Annotated in this window: 3 protein-coding genes; all 3 read right to left on the bottom strand. The window is 67.4% G+C overall.

All coding sequences use genetic code 11. The features are described from left to right. Positions 1 to 31 precede the first annotated feature (31 nt). Positions 32 to 907 (bottom strand): carbohydrate ABC transporter permease, encoded by an 876-nt coding sequence (locus ACFWEP_RS33045; protein ID WP_387375746.1) that lies wholly within the window; start codon positions 905 to 907, stop codon positions 32 to 34. Between the two features lie 19 nt (positions 908 to 926). Beyond that, positions 927 to 1,886: a carbohydrate ABC transporter permease gene (locus tag ACFWEP_RS33040; protein ID WP_387375743.1), complete on the bottom strand. Its 960-nt coding sequence runs from the start codon at positions 1,884 to 1,886 to the stop codon at positions 927 to 929. A gap of 124 nt (positions 1,887 to 2,010) precedes the next feature. Then, positions 2,011 to 3,432, bottom strand: coding sequence for an extracellular solute-binding protein (locus ACFWEP_RS33035; RefSeq protein ID WP_387375742.1), 1,422 nt, complete (start codon positions 3,430 to 3,432; stop codon positions 2,011 to 2,013). Between the last annotated feature and the right edge of the window lie 235 nt (positions 3,433 to 3,667).

Genomic DNA, 3,667 nt, shown 5'->3' with positions numbered 1-3,667 from the left:
GCCCCGGACCGACCGGGGCAGCCGGGCCGGTTCAGCCCTTCAGACCGCCCGCTGTGAGGCCGCTCATGATGTTCCGCTGGAACACCAGGAAGATGAGCAGCGTCGGCAGGGACGCGATGGTGAGGGCGGCGATCAGCACGTTCTCCGGCACACCGTTGGAGAGCGAGTAGATGCCGACGTTCAGGGTCTGCATGGCCGGATCGGGCAGGGTGAGCATCGGCCAGAGGAAGTCCTTCCAGACCCCGACCACCGCGAAGATGGAGACCACCCCGAGGATCGGCCGGGAGATGGGCAGGACGATCGAGCGCAGGGTGCGCATCGGGGAGGCCCCGTCCATCGACGCGGCGTCCAGCAACTCCTTCGGGATGGAGTCGAAGAACCTCTTCAGCAGGAAGATGTTGAAGGCGTTGGTCACCGACGGGAGCCAGATCGCCCACGGCGAGTTGAGCAGGTTGCGCTCCACCAACGGGACGTCCAGCACCGTGAGGTACTGCGGGACGACCAGCACCGTCGCCGGGATCATGAGGGTGGCCAGCATCATCCCGAGGATCGCCTTGCCGAAGACGGGGCGCAGCCGGGAGAGGGAGTAGGCCGCGGCGACGTCCAGGACGAGCTGGAAGGCCAGCGCCCCGAACGCGTAGTACAGGGTGTTGAAGAGGAGGCGGGAGAGGTCCATCACCTCCCAGGCGCGCGAGTAGTTGCCGGGGGTCAGCGCCGACGGGAAGAGCGTCGGCGGCGACTGCACCGCCTCCTGCGTGGACTTGAGCCCTCCGGACACCATCCAGTAGAGCGGTCCGAGGAAGACCAGCGTGAACAGGACGAGGACGAGACCGAAGACCACCCAGTAGACGGCCTTGGCCCGGGGCCTGGCCAGTTGGGCCGGCGAGATGAGCGTGCGTGTGGACATCTGTCGATTCCCCCGGGTCCTACTCGTCCTCGGCGCGGCTGAGCCTCACGTACACGGCCGACACTCCGGCGAGCAGTACGAGGAGGACCAGGCCGAGCGCCGCCGCGGCGCCGTAGTTGTTGAAGTTGAAGGCGTATTGGTAGATCAGGTAGACGACCGTGGTCGTCGAACCCTCGGGGCCCGCGCCGCCGGTGAGCAGGAAGGGCTCCACGAACACCTGCATGGTCGCGATGACCTGCATGAGCAGCAGCAGCGAGAGGATGAGCCGGGTCTGCGGGACGGTGACGTGCCAGACCTTGCGCAGCAGTCCGGCGCCGTCGAGCTCGGCCGCCTCGTACAGCTCGCCGGGGATGCCCTGGAGCGCGGCGAGATAGATGAGCGTCGCTCCGCCCATGTTCATCCAGGTCGAGGCGACCACGACGGAGAGCATCGAGGTGCTGGGGTCCTGGAGCCACTGCTGGGCGGGTATCCCGAAGACGTCGAGGAGTTGGTTGAGCAGGCCGTACCCGGGGTCGTAGAGGTACTTGAAGAGCAGCACCGAGGCGACCGGCGGGAGCATGACGGGGAGGTACACCAGGAGCCGCAGATAGCCCTGCGCGTGGCGGAACTCGTTGAGCACCACCGCGACCACGAACGGGACGGCGAAGCCCAGGACCAGCGCGAGCAGGGTGAAGAGCAGGGTGTTGCGCCAGGCCTGCCAGAACGCCGGGTCGTTGACGACGGTGTTCAGGTTGTCCAGGCCCGCCCAGGTGGTCTGCCCGTCCTCGGTCTTCTGGAAGGCGAGGAGGAACTCCCGCACCATCGGATACCAGGAGAAGAGGGCGAAGCAGATCACGGCGCCGATCAGGAAGCCGTGGGCCGTGAGGTTGCGGCGCAGGGCCCGGGCGAAGGCGCCGCCGGCCGCCTGTGGTCCTTCGCCGTGGTGCGTGGACGGGCGGGGCGTCTTCGCCGCCGACGTGGGGATGGTGGGGGCCGACATCGTCGCCTCCTCCTCGGTGCAGTGGTGCCGGAACGCGGTCCGGGCGCGGACGGGGTGCGGGGGGCCGGCCGGGCCGGCCCCACAGGGCCTCCCGCTCGGCTCCGAACGGAAGGCCCCACCCCGGTTACTGGGTGGCCAGGACCTGGTTGACCTGCTTCTCCGCGTCGGAGAGGAGCTTGTCGACGTCGGCGTTCTTGTTGGTGAGGAGGCCGGACATCACGTTGTCCAGGACCTTGTAGACCTCCTGGGCCTTCGGCGGCTCGGCCTTGCCGGGGACCGGGTTGTCCACGAAGGTCTTGAAGTTGGCGACCGGCATGGTGGCGAACTGGGCACGCGCGGCGTCGTCCGTGGTCTTCGAACCGTTCAGCCAGAAGTTGGGCTGGGGAACGCCGACGGGCAGCTTGTCGGCCTTGGTGCGCTCCCAGTTGAACTGGCCCTTGCCGACGCTCAGGTTCTTGAAGTTCAGCCAGGCGATGGCGGCCTTGATCTTGTCGGCCGAAATCCCCTTCTTGATCATGTAGTTGTTTCCGCCGGCCAGGGTGCTCTTCTCGCCGGGGATCGGCCCCATCCCGAAGTTCTCGTAACTGGCGCCGAGCTGCTGCACCATGTACGCGATGTCGTCGGGCGCGGCGAGGAACATGCCGAGCTTGTCGGTGGCGATCTGCTTCTGGAGGTCGCCCCACTTCAGCAGCTGCGTCTTGCCCATGCTGTCGTCCTGCCACCGCATGGCCTTGATGTTCTCGGCGACCTGCTTGCCCAGGTCGTCGTTGAACGCCGCCTTGGTGCCGCTCGCGTCGACGACCTCGCCGCCGACGCTGTACATCTGCGCCGTGAAGTGCCATCCCCCGGTGTTGCCGGCGCTGTACTCGCCGAAGCCCGAGATGCCCTTGCCCAGATCAGCGATCTTCTTCGCGGCGGTACGCACCTCCTCCCAGGTGCGCGGCGGGGCGTCGGGGTCGAGGCCGGCCTGCTGGAAGAGCTTGCGGTTGACGAGCAGGCCCATGGTGTAGTTGCTGGTGGGCAGCCCGTACAGCTTGCCGTCCTGCTTCAGCGAGTTGAGGACGTTCGGGTCGATGTCCGCCAGCGCGGGCACGCTCTTGTCGGTGACGTACGCGGTGATGTCCTCGGCGCCGTCGTTGTCGAGCACCTGCGGCAGGTCGGTGAAGTACGTGTAGAACACGTCCGGCTGGGACTTCGCCTTCAGCATGGCCGTGAAGCGCGGCGGCTCCAGACACTGGCCGGCGGTGGACCGTCCCTCGATGGTGACGTTCGGATAGGTCTTGTTGAACTCGGCGACGTCCTCCTTCCACTCCTTGAGCTCGGCCGCCTTCGCCGTGGGCGGCATGCAGTCGATGGTGATCGTCACCTTGGTCTTCGGGTCCAGCGGGGCGGCAGCGTCGGCCGACGCGCTGTCGCCGCCGCCCTTCTCGCCGCTGTCGTTGTCGCTGCTGCTCGTACCGCAGGCCGCGAGCGCGGTGAGCGCCAGCGCGGAGACAAGAGCGACCGCGCCTGCGCGGCTTCGACGACGGAACGCGGCTCTACTCATGGGTGGTCCCCCTCGGGCATGTGCGTGGACGACGCCCCACCGCCGATGCGTTGTGGGGCGCCGCACACTCAACCACCGGGAACAGAAGGACGCAATATCTAACGCCGATTCCGTAATTGTTTGACAGATGAATGAATGCTGGTGGGCGGAGTGAGAGGTCGCCCGACCTGCGGACGTCGCACACCGGCTGCCCCGAACGCAAAACGCCGCGCGGCGCCCGCCCCGGGAAGGGGAC

The organism is Streptomyces sp. NPDC060198 (assembly GCF_042728415.1).
Classification (GTDB): Bacteria; Actinomycetota; Actinomycetes; order Streptomycetales; family Streptomycetaceae; genus Streptomyces.
Note: the sequence above shows the minus strand (reverse complement) of the source record. Positions and strands in the feature narration are given on the sequence as shown.